Below are 21,384 nucleotides of genomic sequence, written 5' to 3' on the forward strand. Positions count from 1 at the left end.
TCCGATCGCTGGCCTATCTCCGGACTCCGAGCGGAGTTTCTTCAAGAGGAATTCTACTGCCCGGCGCTTTGAAACCGGCGGGGGAATGAGCGCGAAGTTGTTTCCGTTGTGATGCCGTATCCAACCCGCATCGTCGAACTCGAATTTCAGTTCCGCCAGCCTCTTGCCATCACCGTTGTTTTCTTTGAAGACTGCGTATGTGGCCATCTCCATTTCTTCAACGATCCACGAACGAACAGACATTTTGCCAGCTTCGGCTCCTTGCCGACCTATTTCAAGTACCTTGTTCAGTGCCTCCCTGTGAGGGATCAGTTCCTTAGAAATGACATCGTGCCATTCCTTCAGATGCGCACCGTCCGGTTTAAGGATGACAGCGCCGTTGGCAACAATTGCATAGCTGTTGAATGCGATCTTGACGTTCCCGTAGGCCGTTGTGCCACGTGCCGTGACGGGAATGACTTGTGACGTACTCAGCAGCCAATCGATTATCGCAACCTGCCGCGGGGTCATCATGGAATGATGTCCGTTCGAGGAGATCGCAGCTAGCGCTAGTTTATGCTGGCTGCCTTTCGGACACTTTGCGCGCGTTTGGAACAATGTATCATCCAGATCGGCAAAGACGATTGGCTGCATGGCATGATCTGCGAATTTGGCGGGTTGATCAGACATTGCACTTGATCCGTCATACATGTTTGGAATCCGTTTTCGTCAACTCGGAAAGATCCCGGGCAGATGACTTTTGTTTTGCGTTCACAGCTAGGCCAACCGCTTCCCTCAAAGCGACGGCCAGCCCTGTTTTAATCGCAAAAGTGACATTCTGTCCGCTAACAAGAATTGCAGTCACGACGCCGATCAGCAAGCCGCATGAATCGAACGCCGGCCCCGCGCTCGATCCTGGTTGAAACGGTGCGGAAATTTGGCTCAAACGGCGACGTATTTGCTTTCAAACCTTTCGGATCAAGGTAATGGCGCGATATGGCTGGATTTTTTTCGGAACGACTTGGAACTGGACATTTTTCTCCCGAATCAAATGCCGCAGCGCTGCCAGCTCAGCGTCTTCGCCGGAAGACAGGAGGACAATTTGAGGCATGCGGCGCAGAATTGCCCTTGTGGCTTCCGCAATTCCTGGCTTGATCCGATTGGTATTCTCAACGGCAAACTCTGCAGCAATTCGATTGATTGCCTGCCGCGATCGTCTCTGATGGCTTGAGCGGTCGTTGATCGTCCACTGCGCGAGATCAATATTTCGGTCCAATGCGGTGACGGCATGTGTCCATACACTGTCCACGAAAGCAGCTGAGATGTCGTGGGACATCAAGTGATCCCATCTGACTGTACCGTGAAAATCTTCCGGACCTGTGACCTCCTCGTTCAGTATCGAACGGCTGATCAGCCCGGACACGGTGCTTCCGAGTATTCCCGATGGAATGAGCCAGTCTTCGCCCGACGCCGCAAGCCACGCCCGGCCACAGGGATCAGACAGAACCACCAGCTTTGGCGGTTGTGCAGAAAATGAATGGAAGCTCCGTTCCAGCTCGGTGGCGATAGCGCCTTTGCCGGTCCAGCCATCAACAAACAGCAGGCCTTCAATGGGCCGCCGCTCAATGATGTGGCGCATTGCATTGCTGTCAATTCCGCGGTCCCGGATGACCGAAATGCCAAAGTGTTGGACGTCCTTTCCCATGCGCGACAACGCACGCTTGAGGAGAACACCCAAAGGCACCCCGGCCCGAACGAGGCTCGCCAACGTGATCGGGCCGTTCATTTGATTTGAGATAGACCGCGCGAGAGCTGCTACCTCGCGTCCCATTCTCGCAGCGCCAACTGACATCGCTTCATAGAATATTGCCATGTAGCCGGCTTCGGGCACGCTTTCGAAAGAAATCATTTCCGAATAATGGCGTAGGCCGGACTGTATCGCCGCTTCCTTCGAAGCGTTGTCGATTGCCTCCAAAGTAACGATCTTCAAAAGAAACGTGACGTCCGTACTGGGATACGTGCCCGAAATGAATTTACTTTGCGTCTTCAACAAAGTCTTCCCTTCCTCCGCCACTTACCGGAACTTCAGGCGTACGACTGCAACACCACGTGGAATGTTGGTATGATAAGGAGTCTCAATGAGAAACCACTTACTGGGGAATTACTACGGTTGCCCGTTCCAAGAAGTGCATAAGTATAGGACTTATCTCCGCTTCATTCGTCTCGGAGCACAGGAGAATTTTCACGTATTCTGACGGGGCGACATTGTACAGATAATTGAACACATGCCCGCCGTAATTGTCCTCAAATGAGATTTTCTTTACAATCGCGTGACCCACTGAAATCGGTGATCGGGTAACCGATGAGTAGTGGACGTCAGCTCCTTCCGTCTCCAATTTTTCCGCAAGCAGGAACGGCTGCCAAACGTTTTCTCCTGTACCAAGTACCAGCGTAGCGCCCGACGATGCCGCCTCACCATCCAGTTGAAGACGGTGCCGGGAGACACCCAGCCGAGCCCAGTCGATATCCTTGTCGGGCGAAATGACTTTACCCCTTTTTGTCTCAACAGACGGCACTTCCGGCGCGTTGATGTTCAAACCGTTTGCATCCCAGCGATACCGCCCGGAAAGGATTGACGCGCGCTTCACGTTGGCTGCGATCATCTGTTCGGCAGCACCATCTGACCAATCCGTAAGGGTGACGAGCACCGTACTGCGAAGGTTCGACCTGATGCTGGCAGGCAGAGCTGCGAACAGATTACCGAATGTTTTTCCGGTCGACGCTTCATCGTCAATTAAAACAAGCGTCCGGGCGTTCTTGACCATCGAGACCAGGCCCGGCACGAGCGGCCAGTGTACGAGATGTCCTGGGGCGTGACTGTGCTCCTCCTGGAACTCACAGATTAGGGGCAAACCTAGTGCGTGCCTGGTAGTGCAAATGTAAACGGTGTCGTCCCGGTCATATTGTTCTGAATATTGCTGGTGCACGCCCGCTCCCAGCCCGACAGCAGTTTCGGCCATGCCTATGAACAGGATTGGCCCTTCGAGATCGGGTGAAATTTGGTCGGCCAGAAGTTTGTACGTCTTTCGCATCAGCGAAGGCCGAACGGGACTGTGACGTCCAAGCAGCTTGGAAGCGAACAGGAAAGACCGTTTGGGATTGATGCGCTCCGCGAACCCGAACATTGCATCGGGGGGCATTAGGCTGCGATCGATTTCAACCGATATGGTTCCGCGGGCGAGTTCGGCAGAAAGATATTTTTTAAGTGCATTGTCCAAAATGTCCCACCCGGGTCTTTATAATTTGGGGCGTTGTCGCGGTAACTTCTCGTGGGGAGGCGCTGAGTAGACGCAGGTTCATGCACACCAGCTACAAACGCCAGCGCTCTACCGCCGAGCTTGTCCCCCATGCGGTGTGGGCTTTATTAGCGGTCCCTTTGGGCCTGCGCCTGGTCGAGGAAATTCTGGAGCGCGGGATCGTCGTCTCCTGTGAAACGATCCGCCGCTGGAGGAAGAGGTTCGGCCCCGAGTGCGTTCGACGACTACGCGCAAAGCGGCCCAGCCCCAATGATGTTTGGCACCTGGACGAAGTCCTCATCACCATCCCCGGGAAGAAACTTTGGTTGTGGCGGGCTGTCGATCAGGACTGCCTGGCAGCAAAGCATCATCACTGCCAAGCTGCGTTCCCGTGGAGCGGAGAAACGGCAGGTCATGCCGAATGGCGAGCACCGCGCGCTAGGGCATCAACAACAGTGCCGAGAATCCCCACCAGCCGCTGCGAAAGGGCAATTCAGTACTTCTGGGCCAATTGCCATGTCATCTCCTTTGGTTGGGGACAAAGCCGTTACAACGGCTTCCCAAAGTTGATGTGCAAGTGAGGTGCCATCCTGAGACGTAGCTGCGCGCGCTGATACTCAAGTTGGGCCGGCGCACCTTCGCGTCGCGCTCTTCCTTCTTCTCGCGTTGAGGGCAGCGCACGAAATGCAACACGTTTCGCTATGCTGCGTCTGTTCGATAGTCGACAGTTTGGGTCAATAGCGACAGTATTGTTTGTAGGAGTGAAACACCATGTGGTCGGCACCGGTCGGTCGCCTTCAGTATGTCAAGCGAAATCACGGAATGGCGCCGGCGCGCGTGCTGCCGCCCGAGCCGCTTCGACGAGCATGCCGCGGGCTGTCCACGGCCCTATTTCCTGATCCGCCCCTGGCAGGCGAGCCCTGGCACGCACTGCCTGACGCTGGGATTCAGCCCGAGCTAGCTTACAAGCTTCTGTGGCTCGTCGAAGCGGGACGCGCTGCCGATCACCCCCTTCGTCGCCAACGCGACGGTCTTGTCGACACCAGAAATGGTCATCAGCCGCTTCACGCCGTCATGGGGTAGGAACAAGAGCAGTGCGAAATCGTACGTGGCCTTTATCAACCAAAGGCAGCTACGGTTGATTTGATGATGATTCCGCCGTCCGGGCTTCGGCGCATCTGACGCCCCGTGGCGGCGCGAAAGACGCTCAGTAGTTGCAGCGCCGGCGCACGCGCGACCAGATGGTTCTCAAGACTTCTCGACCATGCCGGTTTTTCCGAACGGCGCTCCCAGACACCACGCGCTGCGAACATCGGAAGCCAATCTCGTGGAAATACAGGTCGGCATGTTGCGGGCTGATATGATGAAAGATGCCGGCGATGGTACGGCGGACGCGGGCGTTGAAGCCCTCCACCGAATTGACGTGGACGGCGTCGCGAACATACTCACCACTGGAATGTTTCACGGTCTCGTGCTTGGCAAAGCACCGGCACGACGGCGATCCGTTGCTGCGGGAACTCGGTGATGCCGTTCTCGTGCACCGGGGAAAGCCCCGTTCACTGCTCATTGCCTGCCCGGACGGCTGTGGCGGGTCTCTTTCCGTCAACCTCGATCCGCGGGCGGGAAAGGCTTGGCGTCTTTACCGCAAAGGCAACGCGATCAGCCTCTCGCCATCCGTTTGGCGCGATGGCGGCTGCAAGAGCCACTTCATCGTGTGGCAAAGCCGGATTATCTGGTGCGACCGCTTTGAAATGGGCAACCAAGAGCCGGCCTATGATGCAGCTCTTGAGGCCGACGTCTTGGCGGCTCTGGACGCCGTCAGATTCAGATCCACGCACGAGATCGCGGAAGAGCTCAACGAGATTCCGTGGAACGTAGCGCGTGCCGCACGCAAGCTTGTTGACCGCGGGCTCGCCGAGTACCCCGCAGACGCTCAGCGCGACCGCCTGCGGAAAACGTCCATGCAGGAATCCAATCCGGAGCAGCCGCGCAAGGGAGGATTTCTCGCCTGGATGCGGCGCCTTCTGTTGGGTTAGACCAAGTAGCAGCACGCGTAGCCCACTTCGAGACGTGGACAGTTCATCCGAATTCTTGGGGTGAAGTTGCGATCATTGACGCGTCGTCGGCAGGGTCGGAATGGATATCCTAGGGCACGATCGCCAATGAATCTGGGATCATGTTGCAACCAAGTTCTGTGAGAGAATTTATCCGAGCGTTGCGTGGCATCTGGACCGAGGATAGTTTCACGCTGAAGGGCGATTTCTACCGCTTCACCAACTATTCGATGAAGCCCAAGCCGATCGAGCCCTTGCCCGAGATCTTCCAGGGCGGCTCGTCGCGCGCCGCGCGCGACATGGCTTCGCGGGTCTCCGACTGGTATTTCACCAACGGCAACACGCCGGAGGAGATCCGCGAAGCAGGTCGACGACATCCGTGCCAAGGCGAAGGCCAATGGCCACAAGGTCGAGATCGGCGTCAATGCCTTCGCCATCGCTCGCGAGACCGAGGCAGAGGCGCGCGCAGTGCTCGACGAGATCATCGCCAAGGCCAACCCAGAGGCAGTCCAGGGTTTTGCCGATCAGGTCAAGAATGCCGGCAAGGCCTCGCCGGAAGGCGAAGGCAATTGGGCGAAATCCTCCTTCGAGGATCTGGTGCAATACAATGACGAGGACACGCGCCAGGCGCGCCAATCGGCCAAAGGCTAATGCGATGCTGGCTCTGAGCGGGGTCGGCATTTCCTTTGGCGGCGTCAAGGCGCTGAGCGACATTGATCTCGAGGTCAAAGACGGTGAGGTCCGCGCGGTCGCGTCGTAGCTGGCCACGCTTTTCTGGCGGCGCGAAAGCGCGTGATGCGTGTCCAAAACCTGACAGCATCAGAAAACATGTCACGTTCATTACAACCTGCCATCTTGGGCACTGTGGTGGTTTTCAATGCGCAATCATGCGCTCCCGTGCGCTGAGCGCGCTGGCACGGCCTTTGCTGATTGAGATGCGGCAACATTGGGTGAGGGCTGCCTCATCTCTAAGAGGAAGACAACCTCGCGCATAGAGTGGCGCAACCTTTGGAGAGCAACATGGTCTTGCAGATGGAGCCTCGGATCCATCGATCAAAGGTGGAGACCTGGTCGCCTGGCGAGCCCCTCACGAGCTTCCAGGCTGGCGTCGACGAATTTTGGGCAACTTGGTGCGGAACATGTGTCGCGGCCATGCCCCATCTGGTCCAGCTGCATCAATACAAGAAGAGCGGACTCGGGTTATCGGAGTCGCAACAGGCGAAATGAACAAGCTTGGATGGATCCCAGCTTTTCTCCGAATTCCGACCTCGTTTTGGTCACCGACGGCCGGCGCAACTTGGACTCTAGAACGGGGCCTGCCCCAAAAATTGTAGGTTTCGAGTGTCGCGGAGCTAGCGGCGCAGAGCTGGATGCGCATGTTTAACGAAGATTCACGTGAGAAGCACAAGCTGGTCGGACGTCGGCTCACCGATGTGATCGCGGCTATCGATGAAATCGGGGCATCGTTTCCGGACAGAATCGCGATTACGCATGGCACGACGGAACTCACATATGGTGAACTGCGAGTCATGTCGGCTAGAATCGCGAGCACTCTACGAGAGCGCTGCGCGGTGGGAGCGGTAGTGAGCTATTGTGGTGCACGAAATCCCAATTGGGCCGCTACAGTAATCGCAATTCTGAAGGGGGGCTCAACATATTTGCCGCTCGACCCATCTTCACCGGCCTTACGCATTTCATTCATGGTCGAGCAGAGCGGATGCACTCTGATTATCGGGCAAGAGCGACCGGAAGCCCTTGGTCTGCTTCAAGAAAACCGTCACGGCAATCGAGAATTCATGACGGTGCAGACCGCGTTGATTGGGGACCGTGCGTCTCCTGCGATGCCCTCTTCGGCTGAGTGCGGTCCCGCTTACATCTTGTTTACGTCCGGGTCGACAGGGTCGCCCAAGGGTGCGACGGTCGAGCGTGCCGGACTAAACAACCATTTGATAGCCAAGATCGATGCGCTTGAGTTGACCGAGAAGGACTGCATCGCTCAAACTGCATCGCATTGCTTTGACATCTCGCTGTGGCAGCTCTTGGCAGGGCTATGCGTTGGAAGCCGCGTCGCGATTATAGACGATGCCACGCTTAAATCTCCGATCGCTCTTCTTAAGGCGCTGCAGGGACAAGGCGTTACAATTGTCCAATTCGTCCCATCGGTGCTTGCCATATTTGTTGAGTATCTGCAGACACTCGCGGCCGATGAGCGGCTTCTCATCGCCTTGCGCATGATCTCCACGGTCGGCGAGCCGCTGACGCCTGCCCTGGCGCGCGCCTGGCTGGCACTGTATCCCCAAGTCCCGATTCTTAATCACTATGGCCCGACAGAATGTGCGGATGGGGTTACCCACCATGTGATTTCTGTCCCGCCTAGTGCATCTGAAGCCTATGTGCCGATCGGCCGGCCGATCTCCAATCTTGAGGTCTATGTCGCCGATGGATGGCGGCTGTGCACGACGGGTGAAGTCGGCGAGATCTGTGTCAGCGGAGTCGGTGTCGCTGCTGGCTATATCAATGATAGCTCGCGTACCAAAGATGCTTTTTTTCGAAACCCGTTCTCCAACCATCCCTCCCATCGGCGCCTTTACAAGACAGGCGATCTCGGACGCTTCAGAGCTGACGGCCTCCTGGAATGTCTTGGCAGGCGAGACCGTCAGGTCAAGATCCGGGGGCACCGAGTCGAGCTTGGAGAGATTGAGTCTCGGCTCTGCACCCATCCTTCGGTAAGTGGCGCCGTCGCCGTAGCACCCGTCAATGAAGGCGTGAAGCTCACAGCAAGAGAAATAACCAAGGCCGACGGAGGGTTCAGGCCAAGACGGATAGTGGCCTATGTATCGGCCCCTCCCGACGTCTTGGAAAGTGGACTCCGAAGCTTTGTTGCCGAAACGCTTCCTGCATACATGGTCCCGGAGCGAATCATTCATATCGATGCCATTCCAATTACCAGAAACGGCAAAGTAGACTTTGCGGCTTTGCCGGACCCGACGACCATTCGCCCTCAGCTGCTGAATCCGTTCGAGGAACCAAAGACGGAACTCGAACAAAAGCTGCGCGATATCTGGTCCAGCGTTCTTCGCATCAAAAGTATCGGCGTGAACGACCAGTTCATGGACCTTGGTGGGGACTCGCTCCGGGCGATGCTTGTATTAGCCCAGCTGCAGAGGCAGCTCAGGGCGAAGGTGGATTTCAGGCTGGTGCTAAATGGGACGGTCAGGTCGCTGGCGGCATCGCTATCAAGCCAATCCGGAACGACACAGAACGTGCTTCCAGCGGGCCGGAAGCACGGACGATCAACGCTGACACGGGTACAGGAACACCTGTGGTTCCTCTGGCAGCTCGATCCGGATGCGAAGAACTACATCATTCAGGGCGGCCTGCGTATACGAGGGACAATGGATCTGACTGCTTTCAATGAAGCTTGGATCGATGTTGTCGGGGCCCACGACGCGCTTTCGGCACGTTTCAGCGATGAAGACGGGCCGGTCCAGATTTTTGATGATCCGCACTCCGCCAGTTTAGAGTTGGTTGACACCACGCACCTTACGCAACAGGACGCTGAGGAGCTTGTGGCGGAGATGCGGCAGACCGAGCTCAACGACGCCTTTGATCTCAGCCATGGCCATTTGTTTCGTGCGCGCATGATCCGCCTTGCCGCGGATGACCACCTAATACTGATAACCGCACACGAAATCATCATAGATGCTTGGTCGATCTCCATCCTGCTCAGAGACTTGCGAACGAGATACTCCAATGCTGCCCCGTTCTCTCCAGGGCATCGTGTGTCACTCTCGGCTTATGCGCTCTGGGAAAGTGTACATGTTACACCGGACTTGCTGGTTGAGCAGCGGCGCTACTGGCGTGGGCAGATTGGCGACAATCCACCCGCGCTTTTGCTAGCGAGTGATCGACCCCGGCCGAAAGGGAATTCCTACCGTGGGGCCTCGCATGCGGTTCCCCTTGGTGAAGAACTGTCCGATCAAGTGAGGGGTTTTGCACGTCGGCACAGGTGCACCACATCCACGATCCTGTTGGCATCCTTTAAGCTCCTGTTGCGGATGTATAGCGGCCAGGACGATGTCATTGTCGGTATACCGCACGTCGTTCGCGACAAAACAGGCACCGAGGAAATTGTTGGATTTTTCCTCAATATGCTACCAATTCGAACCACGATTGATGTCAATAAGTCCTTTGTGGCTCACGTAACTCATGTGCAAGCCCTTGTCAGCGATGCCATCGCGAACTCGGCGTATCCATTCAGTTGGATGGTGAGGGACGCTCGATTGTACCGCGAAGCCGGTCGGTCACCGATCTTCCAAGTCATGTTCAACATGTACTCCGAACCCCAAGAGCCAACGGCCGAACGCGATTTGGATCTGACCTTTCGTGAATATGACACAGGCTATGTGAAGTTCGACCTTACCCTGTATGCGCAAGACCAGGGCGATGAGATTGCGCTGCAACTGGCATATGCAGAAGACATTTTTTCAAGTGACCTGATCGCTCGCATGGCCGCCAATCTTCGCCACCTTATTGCTGCCTGTTTCGAGAGGCCGGCTGAGCCGATTGTCGCCCTGACCTGCCTGTGCCCCTCGGAGGTCGCCATGCTGGACGCGCTCAGGGGCCCTGAGCAGGTATATGAGAACGAAGCTTCGCTCGTGGAAGCCTTCGATCAGGTCAGCGCAAAGAACGACCAGGTGGCGTATTTCGGCGAGTTCGGAGAGATCACATTCGGCCACCTGCGCGAACGCATGGCGGCGATCCAGTCCGCTCTGCGTACCTGCGAGGTAGGGCCGCGCGATATGGTCGCCATGCTGATCGACCGGTCACCTGAAGTGGCCACTACAACTTTGGCTATCCGGGCAATGCAGGCGACCGTCGTGCCTATATCGCCAGATTACCCGAAGGAACGGATCAGCCACGTTGTAAGAGATAGCGGTGCAAAGCTCCTAATTCACGCCCGCGCGGACGAAGAGATCGATTTCGGTGTGCCGTCCGTTAGCTTGTCATCCCTGCAGGAGAGATACGACCCCGCTCGAGCGTTGCACTGCGAGGTCGAGCGGCCTGATAACGGTGTAGCAAGCTTGATCTATACCTCATCATCAACGGGTAAGGCGAAAGGCGTTCTCATACCTGAGTCCGCAATACTAAATCGACTGAATTGGATGTGGCGATGCTTTCCGTTTGATGGCGACGACGTTGTCGTTGTTCAGAAGTCGGCGGCACTTGTTGCCGCTGCATGGGAGTATTTTGGAGGACTACTGAAGGGGGTCCCGACGCTTATCCTGACCGATGACCAATTGCTCGACCCCGACCTCTTGTTGAGCGCCTTGATAAGGCATCGCGTGACTCGGCTATTCGCTTCCCCGCCCATTCTGTCCGGTCTGATCGTCGCTCAAAAACAACATACGGAAACGACCAGCTTGCGCATAGTCACAAGCAGTGCTGAACCGATGCCGCCATCGCTTCCTTCTCGTTGGCGACAGTGCTTTCCAGATGTGCCGCTATGGAATTTTTATGGCGCCACAGAATGCGCGTCTAATGCGGCAGTCTACGCAACATCGGAGGCCGACGATGGCTCCAAAGCTGTGCCGGTCGGGCGCCCAATCGACAATGTGAAGATCTATGTGCTCAATGCACAGTTGGAGCGCGTTCCCGTCGGGGTAGCAGGCGAACTCTGCGTCGCGGGACGCTGCGTAAGCACGGGGTACTGGCGGGACCGAGAGCGAACGAAGCAAAGTTTCGTGCCCAATCCATACGATGACTGCCAATACGGCCTTCTGTATCGCAGTGGCGATATCGCCCGAGTCTCAGCCAAAGGTCTTCTGGAGATTTGCGGTCGATCGGACAACCAAATCAAGCTCCGGGGTTTCCGAATTGAGCTGGAGGAAATCGAAACCGCCCTTGAAGCGCATCCTGGAATTGCCAGGGCCACCGCAGTCGTTCAGGGAGTGGATGATGATCGCCGACTGGTGGCCATAGTGGTCCCAGCTCACGATGGCCTTACCTCAGGAGACATTGTGAATCACTTACGGCAGGAATTGCCATCTTACATGGTTCCATCCGATTTTCGCATGGTGGATCGTATGCCACTGACGGCGAGCGGGAAGATAGATCGTCGTCGCCTCTCATCTGTCCCATCCCGCGAGCTTTGGAGTGCCCAATCCGCTGAGCCGCGCACGGAGCGGGAGCGACTTCTTGCCGAGATCTGGCAAGAACTGTTGAGCGCCAAATCCATCGGGATCGACGACGGTTTCTTTGATGTCGGCGGAAATTCTCTGCTGAGCGTGCGTTGCGTTACACTGGCGCGTAAAGCCGGACTGAGCTTGACCGTTGGCCAACTGTACAGAACGCCGACCATTCGGGAATTGGCCAAGGAAATCGCATCAGCCACGACGATCTCTGCCTTTGAGGCCCCCGATGGACTGTTGCGAGTGACTCCTGCCGTCTCATCTTGGAACAGCCTTGTCGGATTAGGCGAGCACTACAACATTGGCGACCTCTTCTTCCTGCCAGCGGGTCTCTTGAAACTATCAATCCTTGAAGGCGCCCTTGCTCATGTCATTGGTCGGCACGAAGGACTGAGACTTCGAATAGTCCAAACCGAGAGCGGCCTATCTCAGGCAATCGGATCGGTACCCAATCCCCTCGTGGAAGAAATAGATCTGGTCGGCATGACCACGGCAGAACAGCTGACGGTCATCGAAGGCGCCTGCGCAGAGCGTCAAATCGGGTTTCGGTTTGACGGTCAGACATCCCTTGTTAGGCTTTCAGCCTTCCGGACATCAGAGAGCGGCGACTACTATCTGCTTGTTCTGATGCATCACTTTGTAGCTGACGGGACTGGGTACCGACTGTTCCTAAATGCACTGGAAACCGCCTACACTACGCTGGCCGCGGGCGGGACCATTGCAGATTCAGAGACGACGCCTCTGTCTCAGTGGTTAGCGCGATTGGGCCATTACGCAGATAGCGAAGCGCCAACCGAACTCGAATATTGGGAGGGGGTTCGACATGATCTGCTCGATATGCATGTGAGCGATGCTGGCTCGGGTGCAGCGGAATTTTTAGATGAAACTGCAAGAAGGCTCCATAATGCCCGCTTGGAGGGATTGGTAAATGAAGAATATTGCAGCCAACTTTGGAAAGATCAGGCGAAATATTGCATAACGATCGGCGAGAAGGCGACGGCCAGACTTCTCAATGTCTCGGCGACGTCTGCGCAATGCGAGGATTTTGATATATTCCTTGCGGCTGTGTCAGGGGCATTTGGTCGCACTTTCGGGAATTACTCGCTTTGGATCGACAGCCTCACATCGACCAGAGGTGAGTTGTTCGACGACATCGATCCGTCTCAGATCATCGGCTATATCGGCGAACTGGTTCCGCTTCCCTTATATCTGACTGAGAAGGAGTCTCCTCCAGATCGCGCTCGTTCAATATATCGGCAGCGCAACGCGCAGCCGCGCCGGGGGATCGGTTTTCGGGCGATGAAGTTCTTGAATCGGGATCCGGCAGTGCGGAAGCGGATCGATCATTTGCCGTTGCCTAGGATCGGACTGAACTATCGAGCACGACTGCAACGCCATTATCCACGGCGTCTGCTAGCCAGAGATCCGCACTCGCTTTGGATCGGCGAAGATATGAATCAGTCCGCCATGAATTATCTCTTCTGGTTTCGTGTCGGGTACGAAGCTGGTGAGCTTCAAATCGAAGTGAGATACGATCCAAGACAAGTTGGCTACGAAACGACCCGCAACCTCTGCACTATGTTGCGCCAGGAACTGCTCCAGACAATCAATGCATTTGAAGGGTCTCGCCGATCCCCAACCGACGGATGAGTCCAATGTGGGTGGGGGCCGATGAAGAGGGGCAACAGAAAAGCATGGCTGCACCGGCACAACAAATCAATTTTACGGACGACAAGATTTCCCGCCTCATCATGCGACTCGCCATTCCCTCGATTATTGGCTTGTCGATCAATGCGCTTCAGCAGTTCGTGAATGCAATCTTTGTCGGCACACTCGGCGCGCAGGCTATCGCCGCTGTCAGCATGACTTTGCCGATCGTTGTCCTGCTCACGGCAGTCGGACAGGGGATCGGCGTTGGCACAGCATCATTCGTTTCCCGCAATCTTGGCGCTGGCAACTCGCTTGAGGCGAGTCGAGGTGCGACCTTGGCACTCGCTCTCGCTGTCCCGATCGGAGGGACGATTACTGTCGCTCTGCTTCTACATTTGCGCGAGTTTCTCGCCATGCTTGGCGCCAGTCCGACAATCATGCCGGCTGCGCTTGAGTACGCATCGACGCTCTTGTTCGGCTACACTGTTATGCTGCTGAACGTGGTCAATGGGTTTATCGTAAGGGCCGAGGGCAATACACGATTCAGCATGTGGACCATGATTACGGCTTTCGCGCTGAATACTGTACTCGATCCTATCTTCATATTTTTGCTGGATCTGGGCGTTCGAGGAGCGGCGCTTGCGACGCTGTTGTCTCAGATCGCCGCCATCGGCGTCTACATCGCATATTTCCTAAAGAAGCGTGGGATTGTCCGTATCCGAACTTCTTACATTACGTTGAGCGTCGACTGCATCAAGCAGATCGCCGCCATAGGAGCGCCGGCCACTATCACCAGTATTTTGTCTGCTGTTGCATTCATGCTCTTGTATCGGGCTGCTGCACCATTCGGCGACGATTCCGTTGCCGCTGTGGGAATAGCCGTGCGATTGTTAACAATCGGGGCACTGCCCATTGTCGGCTTCTGCATAGGCTCCCAGGCGGTTCTCGGTTTCAGTTGCGGAGCACAGGATTTCGCTCGGGTAGAGAAGGCCGCGAAGTTCATGCTTTCCATAACCGTCCCATTTTCAGTCAGCTTTTCTGCCCTGGTCATGGTTTTTGCCCGGCCGATGGTTTCGCTTTTCAGCGATAGCGAGAATGTAACCGAGATCGCCGTGTCTACGTGTGTTGTATTCCATCTTTTTTTCGGCCTCTTTGGTGTCCAGTACGTTGTGATCACCCTGCTTCAGTCACTGGGGAGAGTACGTCTGAGTGCGGTCGTTTCCCTCGCTAGGCAGGGATATCTTTTCATACCCGCCATACTGCTATTTCCAGTCGTTTGGGGTTTTAACGGACTGTTGGCCAGCCAGGCACTTGCTGAGTTGGTGGCGGGGCTGATTGCTCTGTTTGTAATGCTCGGGCAGATCGACGATCTCAAAGGAATGCGCACTCGCTCAGCCGGGGATCGGGTCGAGGCCAAAAGCTGGCGTGAACGTGGCGACCATTTCGGTTCTGCCCAGGACTGTGGCTGACCAGTCAGATCCAATGAGGAACGCATCTGTGCATGTGTGCATGCGTGTTGATTGTGGAGCAGAACGCCATGCTGGCGCTGGAATACGCGCAGCACGCGTTCGTGCTTGAGCAGGGCAGGGTTGTCCTGTCGGGATCCGCGCAACCGTTAGAGACGATCCAGCTGTCATGTCTTCGTATCTCAAATACCTGACGGATGTATTTGACAAGGGCCCGTTCTGCTCCGATGTGCGGAGGTGTGCTCTCACGCGTTCTGTCCTGGCGGACGGCCGAGATAGCGTCGCGCGCAGCGAGGTCAGGGCTGGCCGGCAGGCCATCGCGCGGTATGCGCGGCTTGGCCTAGACGGAGCGAGCACGTCGCTATCGTTCGCCGGCTGCGGGATGGATCGGCGAAGCTGATTTTGCTATTCTTTCGCGGCTCGGGTGACCGCGTGGCGAAGAGCAGGGTCGAGCATGTAAATGGCTTGCGCAGCAACGGTGCGGTCACACCTGGAGCAACGGCGTCAGGAAACCGCCGTCCTTGTGCGCCCCGACACCCTGGTCACCATCGGTCGCATCGCGGGGGGCACTGTGGCCGAGAACCATTCATTGATCTGGGCGCTTGAGGGTTCTGCCGGCGCGCTATTGAGTCTGCCAAGGCGAGCAACGACAGGCGATGACGGCAGACATTACGTTACGGCACTTGATATTGCAGTGCAGCAAGCGTAGAGCACCGCGCGCTTATCGGAGTGTCGTCCATGGCCCTTACCAATGCTGGTAACGAGGCAGAACCCGTCGAACAATCGAGCCATTCTGAGGTCGAGCAGCACAGCACCAAGGTGCTGATGCTGGGCGCACTCGGTGTCGTTTACGGCGATATCGGCACCAGCCCGATCTATGCATTTCGCGAGGCGTTGCATGCATCAGCCGGTGGCAACGTCGCCAACCGTGGCGACATCCTCGGCGTGCTGTCGCTGATCATCTGGTCGCTGACGATCATCGTGACGATCAAATACATCATGTTCGTGCTCCGCGCCGACAATCGCGGCGAGGGCGGGGTGCTGTCGCTGATGGCGCTGGCGCGCAACAGTTTCCCGACCCGCTCGGCGGTGATCCTCGGCATCGGCATCGTCGGCGCGGCGCTTTTTTTCGGCGACGCAGTCATTACGCCGGCAATCTCGGTACTGTCGGCGGTCGAAGGCATGAACGTCGTCACGCCGACATTCCAGCCCTATGTGGTGCCGCTGACACTGGCCATCCTGGCGATCGTGTTTGCGGTACAGCGGTTTGGCACCGGCGGCGTAGGATTGGTGTTCGGGCCCGTTACCGCGCTGTGGTTCCTGGCCATCGGCCTTTCCGGCCTCAACCACATCATGGACGACCCGGAAATCCTGCTGGCAATCAGCCCGCATTATTTCGTGTCATTCCTGATCAACTCGCCCGAAGTCGCCTTCGTCACGGTTGGTGCGGTTTTTCTCGCCGTCACCGGCGCTGAGGCGCTCTATGCCGACCTCGGCCATTTCGGGCGCAAGCCGATCGTGCTTGCCTGGCTGGCGGTAGTGTTCCCTTGCCTGTTGCTCAATTATGCCGGGCAGGGCGCATTCGTGCTGGCGAAAAACGGAGTGGTCGGTCATCCCTTCTTCGAGATGAACGAAGGCTGGACGCTTATTCCGATGGTCGTCCTGGCCACCGCTGCGACCGTCATCGCCAGCCAGGCGGTGATCTCCGGCGCTTTCTCGCTAACCAGGCAAGCAGTGCAGCTCAACATGCTGCCGCGCCTGGAAATCCTGCATACGTCGGAAAGACAGTCCGGCCAGATCTACATGCCGCGCGTCAACATGCTGCTGGCGCTGGTGGTGATGCTGCTGGTGGTCGGCTTTGGCGAATCCAGCAAGCTTGCCTCGGCGTACGGCATTTCGGTGACCGGCAACATGCTGGTGACGACGGTGCTGCTCTATGTGATCATGAGCCGCATCTGGAAATGGCAGCTCTGGCTGGCCATCTCCCTGACGGTGGTATTCGCGTTTATCGATGTCGGCTTCTTTGCCTCGAACATCGTCAAAGTATTCGAAGGTGGCTGGGCTTCGCTAGCGGTGGCCTTCACCATCGTGCTGGCGATGTGGACCTGGATCCGCGGCAGCCGCTATTTGTTCGAAAAGACGCGCCGGAACGAGATCCCTCTCGATTTCCTCGCCGGCAATCTGCTGAAGAAGAAGCCGCATCTGGTATCGGGCACCGCGGTGTTCCTGACCAGCGATCCGCTGAGCGCGCCGACGGCGCTGATGCACAGCCTCAAGCACTACAAGGTCCTGCATGAACAGAATGTCATCCTCTCGGTGGTGACGGCGCAGCAGCCCGTCGTGCCCGACAGTGACCGCGTCAAGATGGAAACGATCAATGAGCTGTTCATGCGGGTGACGCTGACCTTCGGCTACATGGAACAGCCCAACATTCCGCGTGCGCTGGCGATCTGCCGCAAGCAGGGCTGGAAGTTCGACATCATGACGACCTCCTTCTTCCTGTCGCGGCGCTCGCTCAAGGCGTCGCCCAATTCCGGCATGCCGGTGTGGCAGGACAAGCTGTTCATCGGGTTGGCGCGCACGGCAGCCGATGCGACCGAGTATTTCCAGATCCCGACCGGACGTGTGGTCGAGATCGGAACGCAGGTGGCTATCTAGGGCATGCCGCGGTTGAGCAGAATCAATTGGCATTTCCCGAGCCGGTGAATGCCTGACCGGGCAGAGGCCACGATGCTTGCGCCCAACTGGGGTCTGGTTCCAGGCCCGAAGCTTCCGGCCCCAAAGCCGTCTCTTTATGCCTGCGATCATTCCGGTTCCCCATTTCTCCTGGAAGCGACATGCGCCAAGCATGGTAGCCCTTCTCCATCCTTCAACAACTCGGTCGCTGATTTTCCTCCGACGCGTCAGTCTGACCGAGCCGCAACATTTCTTGGCATTTCTGCGATGCATTCCTCGAGACGCTCCAGGCGGAACTTCGCATTGCGAAGTTCATGTCCGGCTTCGAAACGTCGATGGCGCCCCATAGGTGTGGTCGCCATGAGGTCGCGTTCCAGTTCGGCAATGCGCGCACGCACCTGCCGCGCCTCGTCCTGACGCAACGCCTTGATCCATCCACGCCCCCGCATCGCGGTCTTCCTGCAAGCACTCCTACAAGGAGCCTGGTATCTCACTGGGACCCTAATTTCCCGCAAGCCGAACCCCTCTAAATTTAACATCCGCCAATTAGGAAGACAAAGAGGCTCTTCGGGAAGACGGCCGGTGGCGCTGCTCTCGTGCTCAAGCCGAAAACCGTCAATTTTACAGATCCGATCAACTGAGTTGTGATCTTCCCATGATGCCCTGCTTCCCCGTCTCGCGCATAGGCAGTCTCGCCAAGATATATTCGAGATGCTCTACGCCTTACGCCAGGACGGTCTATCCTACAGCGAGGTCGCCCGACAGGACCGGTATGAGCGTCGCAGCGTAGCGAAGTGGCTCAAGTTCAAGGCCCGCCAGATAGGCGGCGAGCAGCATTGAACCCCACATCACCATCGTGCTTTGAAACGTTCCTTGCCCAATGCTGGAAGGAAGGAACCGCTGCGGACGGCATCTTTTCATGACATCCAGCAACTCGGCTACACCGGCAGCTTCTCCAATCTGGAGCGACTGCTGGGAGCTTGGCGGCGGGCCGAAAGAGTGCGCGTTGTTGACGGCATCGATGTCTCTGCGCAAAACACGGGCGAATCGCATGATCGGAATAGGCGTCAGCAGGCCTCTTGGCTTTATGCACAGCGCCGCGGCAACAACTGGCGAAATCGCGTGGCCGGTATCCAGATCTCGAACGGGTCCCAAGCTGATCGCCATCGAAGGAACGTCATCGGCGCCATCGAGCTGCCCTGGAGCAATGGACAGGCCGAAGGTCGATCAACCGCCTCAAGACCCTCAAGCGCGCAATGTACGGCAGGGCAGGCCCCGAACTGCTGAGACTGCCACCGCGCCACACAAATTGCGGAAGAACCCAACTAATGGCCAGGGGACGGCTGTTCGGCAGTGGGCTTCGTCCCGAGCGAGGACGAGAGTGTCGGGTCTACAACCAAATGTCGGAGGTCGGACACGCAAGGCAGCTTACCACGCAGACGATTGAAAGCTTTATTCCTTTGGCACGATTAGTGCAACGGATGATCCGCAAACGTTGCACCGATACAATGTGAGGGGAGCGTCATTCAGATTTTTGTGTTGACCGTCCACTCAGTCTTCACCCAGTGGCTGCCGCGCAGGCGCTTGCGGACGCCGGTCAGCCGATAGCTCATCGATCCAGATCAGCGGAGAACAACAAACAGAATGGGAACGAGATCAGCATGAACTCGAATTTGAATCGTTTGGCTCAAGCAACCGCTATGAGCTTGCTCTGGACGGTCACCGCTACGTCGGCGCACGAAGGTATGTGGATGCCGGGCCAGACTGCGGAAGTGGGCGCGGCCATGCGCGCGGATGGGCTCCAGATCGATCCCGCGCAGCTGAGCCGACTGGACGCTGCCCCGCTTAACGCGATCGTATCACTGGGCGGATGCTCCGCCTCCTTCGTCAGCCCGCAAGGATTGGTCGCGACCAATCATCACTGCGTGCTGGAATCCATCCAGTACAACAGCAAGGAGAGTCAAGACTATCTCACCAACGGCTTTCTGGCGAAGAGCCTGGGTGAGGAATTACCCGCGGTGCCCGGCAGCCGCATCTATGTGATCGAGGATATGCGGAATGTGACCGCCGACATGCTCAAGGGCGTATCGGACAAGCTGAACGGCTTTGCCCGCTATGAGCGGCTCGACACGAACCGCAAGGCGCTGATCGCCGCATGTGAAGAACAGCCCAATCGCCGCTGCGGCGTAGGGTCCTATTATGGCGGCGCCTCCTACTATCTCCAGCAGAAGCTCGAAATTCAGGACGTGCGCCTCGTCTATGCGCCCGGGCTCGGCATAGGTAACTTCGGCGGCGAAACGGACAATTGGATGTGGCCGCGCCACACAGGCGACTTTGGCTTTTATCGCGCCTATGTCGCCCCTGATGGTTCATCCCGGCCTTATGCGCGCGACAACGTGCCCTACCGGCCGAAGGACTGGCTGCGCATCGCCTCTAAAGGCGTGCAAGAAGGCGATTTCGTGATGGTCGCCGGCTTTCCCGGGGCAACCAATCGGTTCCTCACCGCGGATGAAGTCCGGTTCAACTTCGCGCACTACGAACCGCTGTTGCAGCATTTGCTGTCGGATCAAGCGGCCCAGATAAACCAAGCCACGGCAGGCAATCGAGAAGCGCAGATCCGCTACGCCTCCATCCTGCAAGGCGTGGAAAATTACAAGAAGAAGCTGGCGGGCGATCTCGCCGGGGCCAATGCGATCGGGCTCGACGCGCGCAAGGCTATCGAGGAGAAAGCTTATCGCGACTGGGTCGCCGACGATCCCGCGCGGCAGGCGCGCTATGGCGCTGCGATCGGCGAACTGGGTGCCATGGTGGCCGAGAATAGCCGGGCCTCGCTCAAGGGGCTGCGCCAGGCGCTGCTGAACCGCGCGCAAATGCTCTCATCCGCGCGCACTCTGTATCGCTGGGCCAAGGAGCACGAGAAGCTCGATGAAGACCGCGAACAAGGCTTTCAGGATCGTGACCGTAACCAGACCGTGGATCAACTGACGCAGATCGAACGCGGTTACCTGCCCGACATCGATCGCAAGCTATTCGAGGCCGCGCTCGATGAATATCGCAGGCTGGACGCAAAGGACCGCGATACTGCGTTCGAAACCGCTCTGGACCAAATCGGCCTTGACCGACTTTATGCAGAAACCAAACTCGCCGACACGGCCACGCGGCTCGGCTGGCTCGACAAGCCGGCTGCTGCCTTCGAGGCGTCGGACGATCCTTTCATCAAGCTGGCGGTCGCGCTCTATCCCGGCGACATAGCTGCGGAGCGCGCGGCGAAGGACCGCGCTGGCCGAGCGCAGGCGGCGCGCGCGACCTATATGCAGGGCCTGCGCGCCTACCGGCAGGCGATCGGCCGGCCGGTGTATCCCGACGCGAATGGATCGCTGCGCATCACCTGGGGCAAGGTGTCGGGACGAACGCGCGACGGGCAGATCTGGACGCCATTCACCACGGCCGAGGGACTTCTGGCCAAGCACACTGGCAAGGGCGAGTTCGATGCGCCGGCCGCCGCCGTCGCCGCGATCCGGGCCAAGGATTATGGCCCCTTTGTCGCGCCGGAGCTGGGCACTTTGCCGGTCGACTTCATGTCCACGGTCGACATTACCAACGGCAATAGCGGCTCGGCAACGCTGAATGGGCGCGGCGAGTTCGTCGGTCTCGCCTTCGATGGCACGCTCGATGGAGTGATCTCCGATTGGGCATATGCCGCAGACCGCAGTCGAACCATCCATGTCGACAGTCGCTTCATGCTTTGGACCATGGACAAGATTGACGGCGCTGGCTGGTTGCTCCAGGAGATGGGAATGCTGCCGGCGTCGCGCTCATGAGCGGGGTAGTCCACGATCCGGCGGATCGGCCGACTGAACCGGCACGTGCTTCGCAACGCCCGCGAAAAACAGCTCCGCCGGCCTTTAGAAAAATTCCCTTTCCACACCGAACCGGATTTCACTCCCCGAGAAAAGGGAGAAGGAAATGGGTGCCGGGCTCATCCTTTGCCCCCAGCGGCGGGCCGACGACCATAATGGCGGGCTCGGCCGAAAGCAGCTCCGCCGTTGCCCTGACTTGATCGAGCATCACC

11 protein-coding genes and 6 pseudogenes are annotated in these 21,384 nt (G+C 57.6%); 9 read left to right on the top strand and 8 right to left on the bottom strand.

The window, feature by feature from the left end:
- The 4 genes from EOA85_RS06330 to EOA85_RS06340 form a co-directional block, all read right to left on the bottom strand.
- Nucleotides 1-690 (bottom strand): hypothetical protein (locus EOA85_RS06330; RefSeq protein WP_127208761.1); only part of this gene is annotated, 690 nt, incomplete at its 3' end.
- Complete coding sequence (locus tag EOA85_RS37305; protein ID WP_164759512.1) at nt 683-859, bottom strand: hypothetical protein; 177 nt, start codon at nt 857-859, stop codon at nt 683-685. The genes EOA85_RS37305 and EOA85_RS06330, both read right to left, overlap by 8 nt.
- An 84-nt stretch (nt 860-943) precedes the next feature.
- Nucleotides 944-2,029, bottom strand: a complete 1,086-nt coding sequence (locus EOA85_RS06335; RefSeq protein WP_245485624.1) for a cysteine protease StiP family protein — start codon at nt 2,027-2,029, stop codon at nt 944-946.
- Between the two features lie 100 nt (nt 2,030-2,129).
- Nucleotides 2,130-3,257, bottom strand: a complete 1,128-nt coding sequence (locus EOA85_RS06340; protein ID WP_245485625.1) for a phosphoribosyltransferase domain-containing protein — start codon at nt 3,255-3,257, stop codon at nt 2,130-2,132.
- An 80-nt stretch (nt 3,258-3,337) separates the two neighbouring features.
- On the opposite strand from EOA85_RS06340, the pseudogene EOA85_RS06345 reads away from it, so the two are divergent.
- Nucleotides 3,338-3,762, top strand: a pseudogene (locus EOA85_RS06345) (transposase); the annotation flags it as partial.
- 470 nt (nt 3,763-4,232) lie between these two features.
- Here the strand turns inward: EOA85_RS06345 and EOA85_RS37310 are convergent.
- Both EOA85_RS37310 and EOA85_RS06350 read right to left on the bottom strand, forming a co-directional pair.
- On the bottom strand, nt 4,233-4,397 hold the full coding sequence (locus EOA85_RS37310) for a hypothetical protein (RefSeq protein ID WP_164759513.1): 165 nt from the start codon (nt 4,395-4,397) through the stop codon (nt 4,233-4,235).
- A pseudogene (locus tag EOA85_RS06350) lies at nt 4,394-4,758 on the bottom strand (transposase); the annotation flags it as partial. The pseudogene EOA85_RS06350 and the gene EOA85_RS37310, both read right to left, overlap by 4 nt.
- Before the next feature lie 22 nt (nt 4,759-4,780).
- On the opposite strand from EOA85_RS06350, the gene EOA85_RS06355 reads away from it, so the two are divergent.
- From EOA85_RS06355 to EOA85_RS06375, 6 genes and pseudogenes are all read left to right on the top strand, one after another.
- Nucleotides 4,781-5,311: a DUF6527 family protein gene (locus EOA85_RS06355; RefSeq protein ID WP_164759511.1), complete on the top strand. Its 531-nt coding sequence runs from the start codon at nt 4,781-4,783 to the stop codon at nt 5,309-5,311.
- A gap of 164 nt (nt 5,312-5,475) precedes the next feature.
- Nucleotides 5,476-5,941: pseudogene (locus tag EOA85_RS06360) on the top strand (LLM class flavin-dependent oxidoreductase); the annotation flags it as partial.
- Between the two features lie 758 nt (nt 5,942-6,699).
- The gene (locus EOA85_RS06365; protein ID WP_245485626.1) at nt 6,700-13,170 is read left to right on the top strand and encodes a non-ribosomal peptide synthetase; all 6,471 of its coding nucleotides are present in this window, start codon (nt 6,700-6,702) and stop codon (nt 13,168-13,170) included.
- A gap of 5 nt (nt 13,171-13,175) precedes the next feature.
- On the top strand, nt 13,176-14,639 hold the full coding sequence (locus tag EOA85_RS06370; protein ID WP_127208765.1) for an MATE family efflux transporter: 1,464 nt from the start codon (nt 13,176-13,178) through the stop codon (nt 14,637-14,639).
- Between the two features lie 44 nt (nt 14,640-14,683).
- A pseudogene (locus EOA85_RS38705) lies at nt 14,684-14,788 on the top strand (ABC transporter ATP-binding protein); the annotation flags it as partial.
- Between the two features lie 586 nt (nt 14,789-15,374).
- Nucleotides 15,375-17,294, top strand: coding sequence for a potassium transporter Kup (locus EOA85_RS06375; RefSeq protein WP_127208766.1), 1,920 nt, complete (start codon nt 15,375-15,377; stop codon nt 17,292-17,294).
- Between the two features lie 245 nt (nt 17,295-17,539).
- On the opposite strand, the gene EOA85_RS06380 is transcribed toward EOA85_RS06375, so the two are convergent.
- Nucleotides 17,540-17,734, bottom strand: coding sequence for a hypothetical protein (locus tag EOA85_RS06380; RefSeq protein ID WP_245485627.1), 195 nt, complete (start codon nt 17,732-17,734; stop codon nt 17,540-17,542).
- Between the two features lie 250 nt (nt 17,735-17,984).
- On the opposite strand from EOA85_RS06380, the pseudogene EOA85_RS06385 reads away from it, so the two are divergent.
- A pseudogene (locus tag EOA85_RS06385) lies at nt 17,985-18,311 on the top strand (ISL3 family transposase); the annotation flags it as partial.
- 3 nt (nt 18,312-18,314) lie between these two features.
- Here the strand turns inward: EOA85_RS06385 and EOA85_RS06390 are convergent.
- A pseudogene (locus tag EOA85_RS06390) lies at nt 18,315-18,497 on the bottom strand (ISL3 family transposase); the annotation flags it as partial.
- A gap of 380 nt (nt 18,498-18,877) precedes the next feature.
- Between EOA85_RS06390 and EOA85_RS06400 the strand changes: the two are divergent.
- On the top strand, nt 18,878-21,133 hold the full coding sequence (locus EOA85_RS06400) for a S46 family peptidase (RefSeq protein WP_245485628.1): 2,256 nt from the start codon (nt 18,878-18,880) through the stop codon (nt 21,131-21,133).
- Nucleotides 21,134-21,384: the final 251 nt, after the last annotated feature.

Source organism: Mesorhizobium sp. M5C.F.Ca.IN.020.29.1.1, from assembly GCF_003997375.1.
Classification (GTDB): Bacteria; Pseudomonadota; Alphaproteobacteria; order Rhizobiales; family Rhizobiaceae; genus Mesorhizobium; species Mesorhizobium wenxiniae.

Bases quoted from the DNA above. Each gene is read 5' to 3' on its own strand.
- EOA85_RS06365 (WP_245485626.1), top strand. From the start codon at position 6,700: ATGCGCATGTTTAACGAAGATTCACGTGAGAAGCACAAGCTGGTCGGA.
- EOA85_RS06370 (WP_127208765.1), top strand. From the start codon at position 13,176: ATGTGGGTGGGGGCCGATGAAGAGGGGCAACAGAAAAGCATGGCTGCA.
- EOA85_RS06375 (WP_127208766.1), top strand. From the start codon at position 15,375: ATGGCCCTTACCAATGCTGGTAACGAGGCAGAACCCGTCGAACAATCG.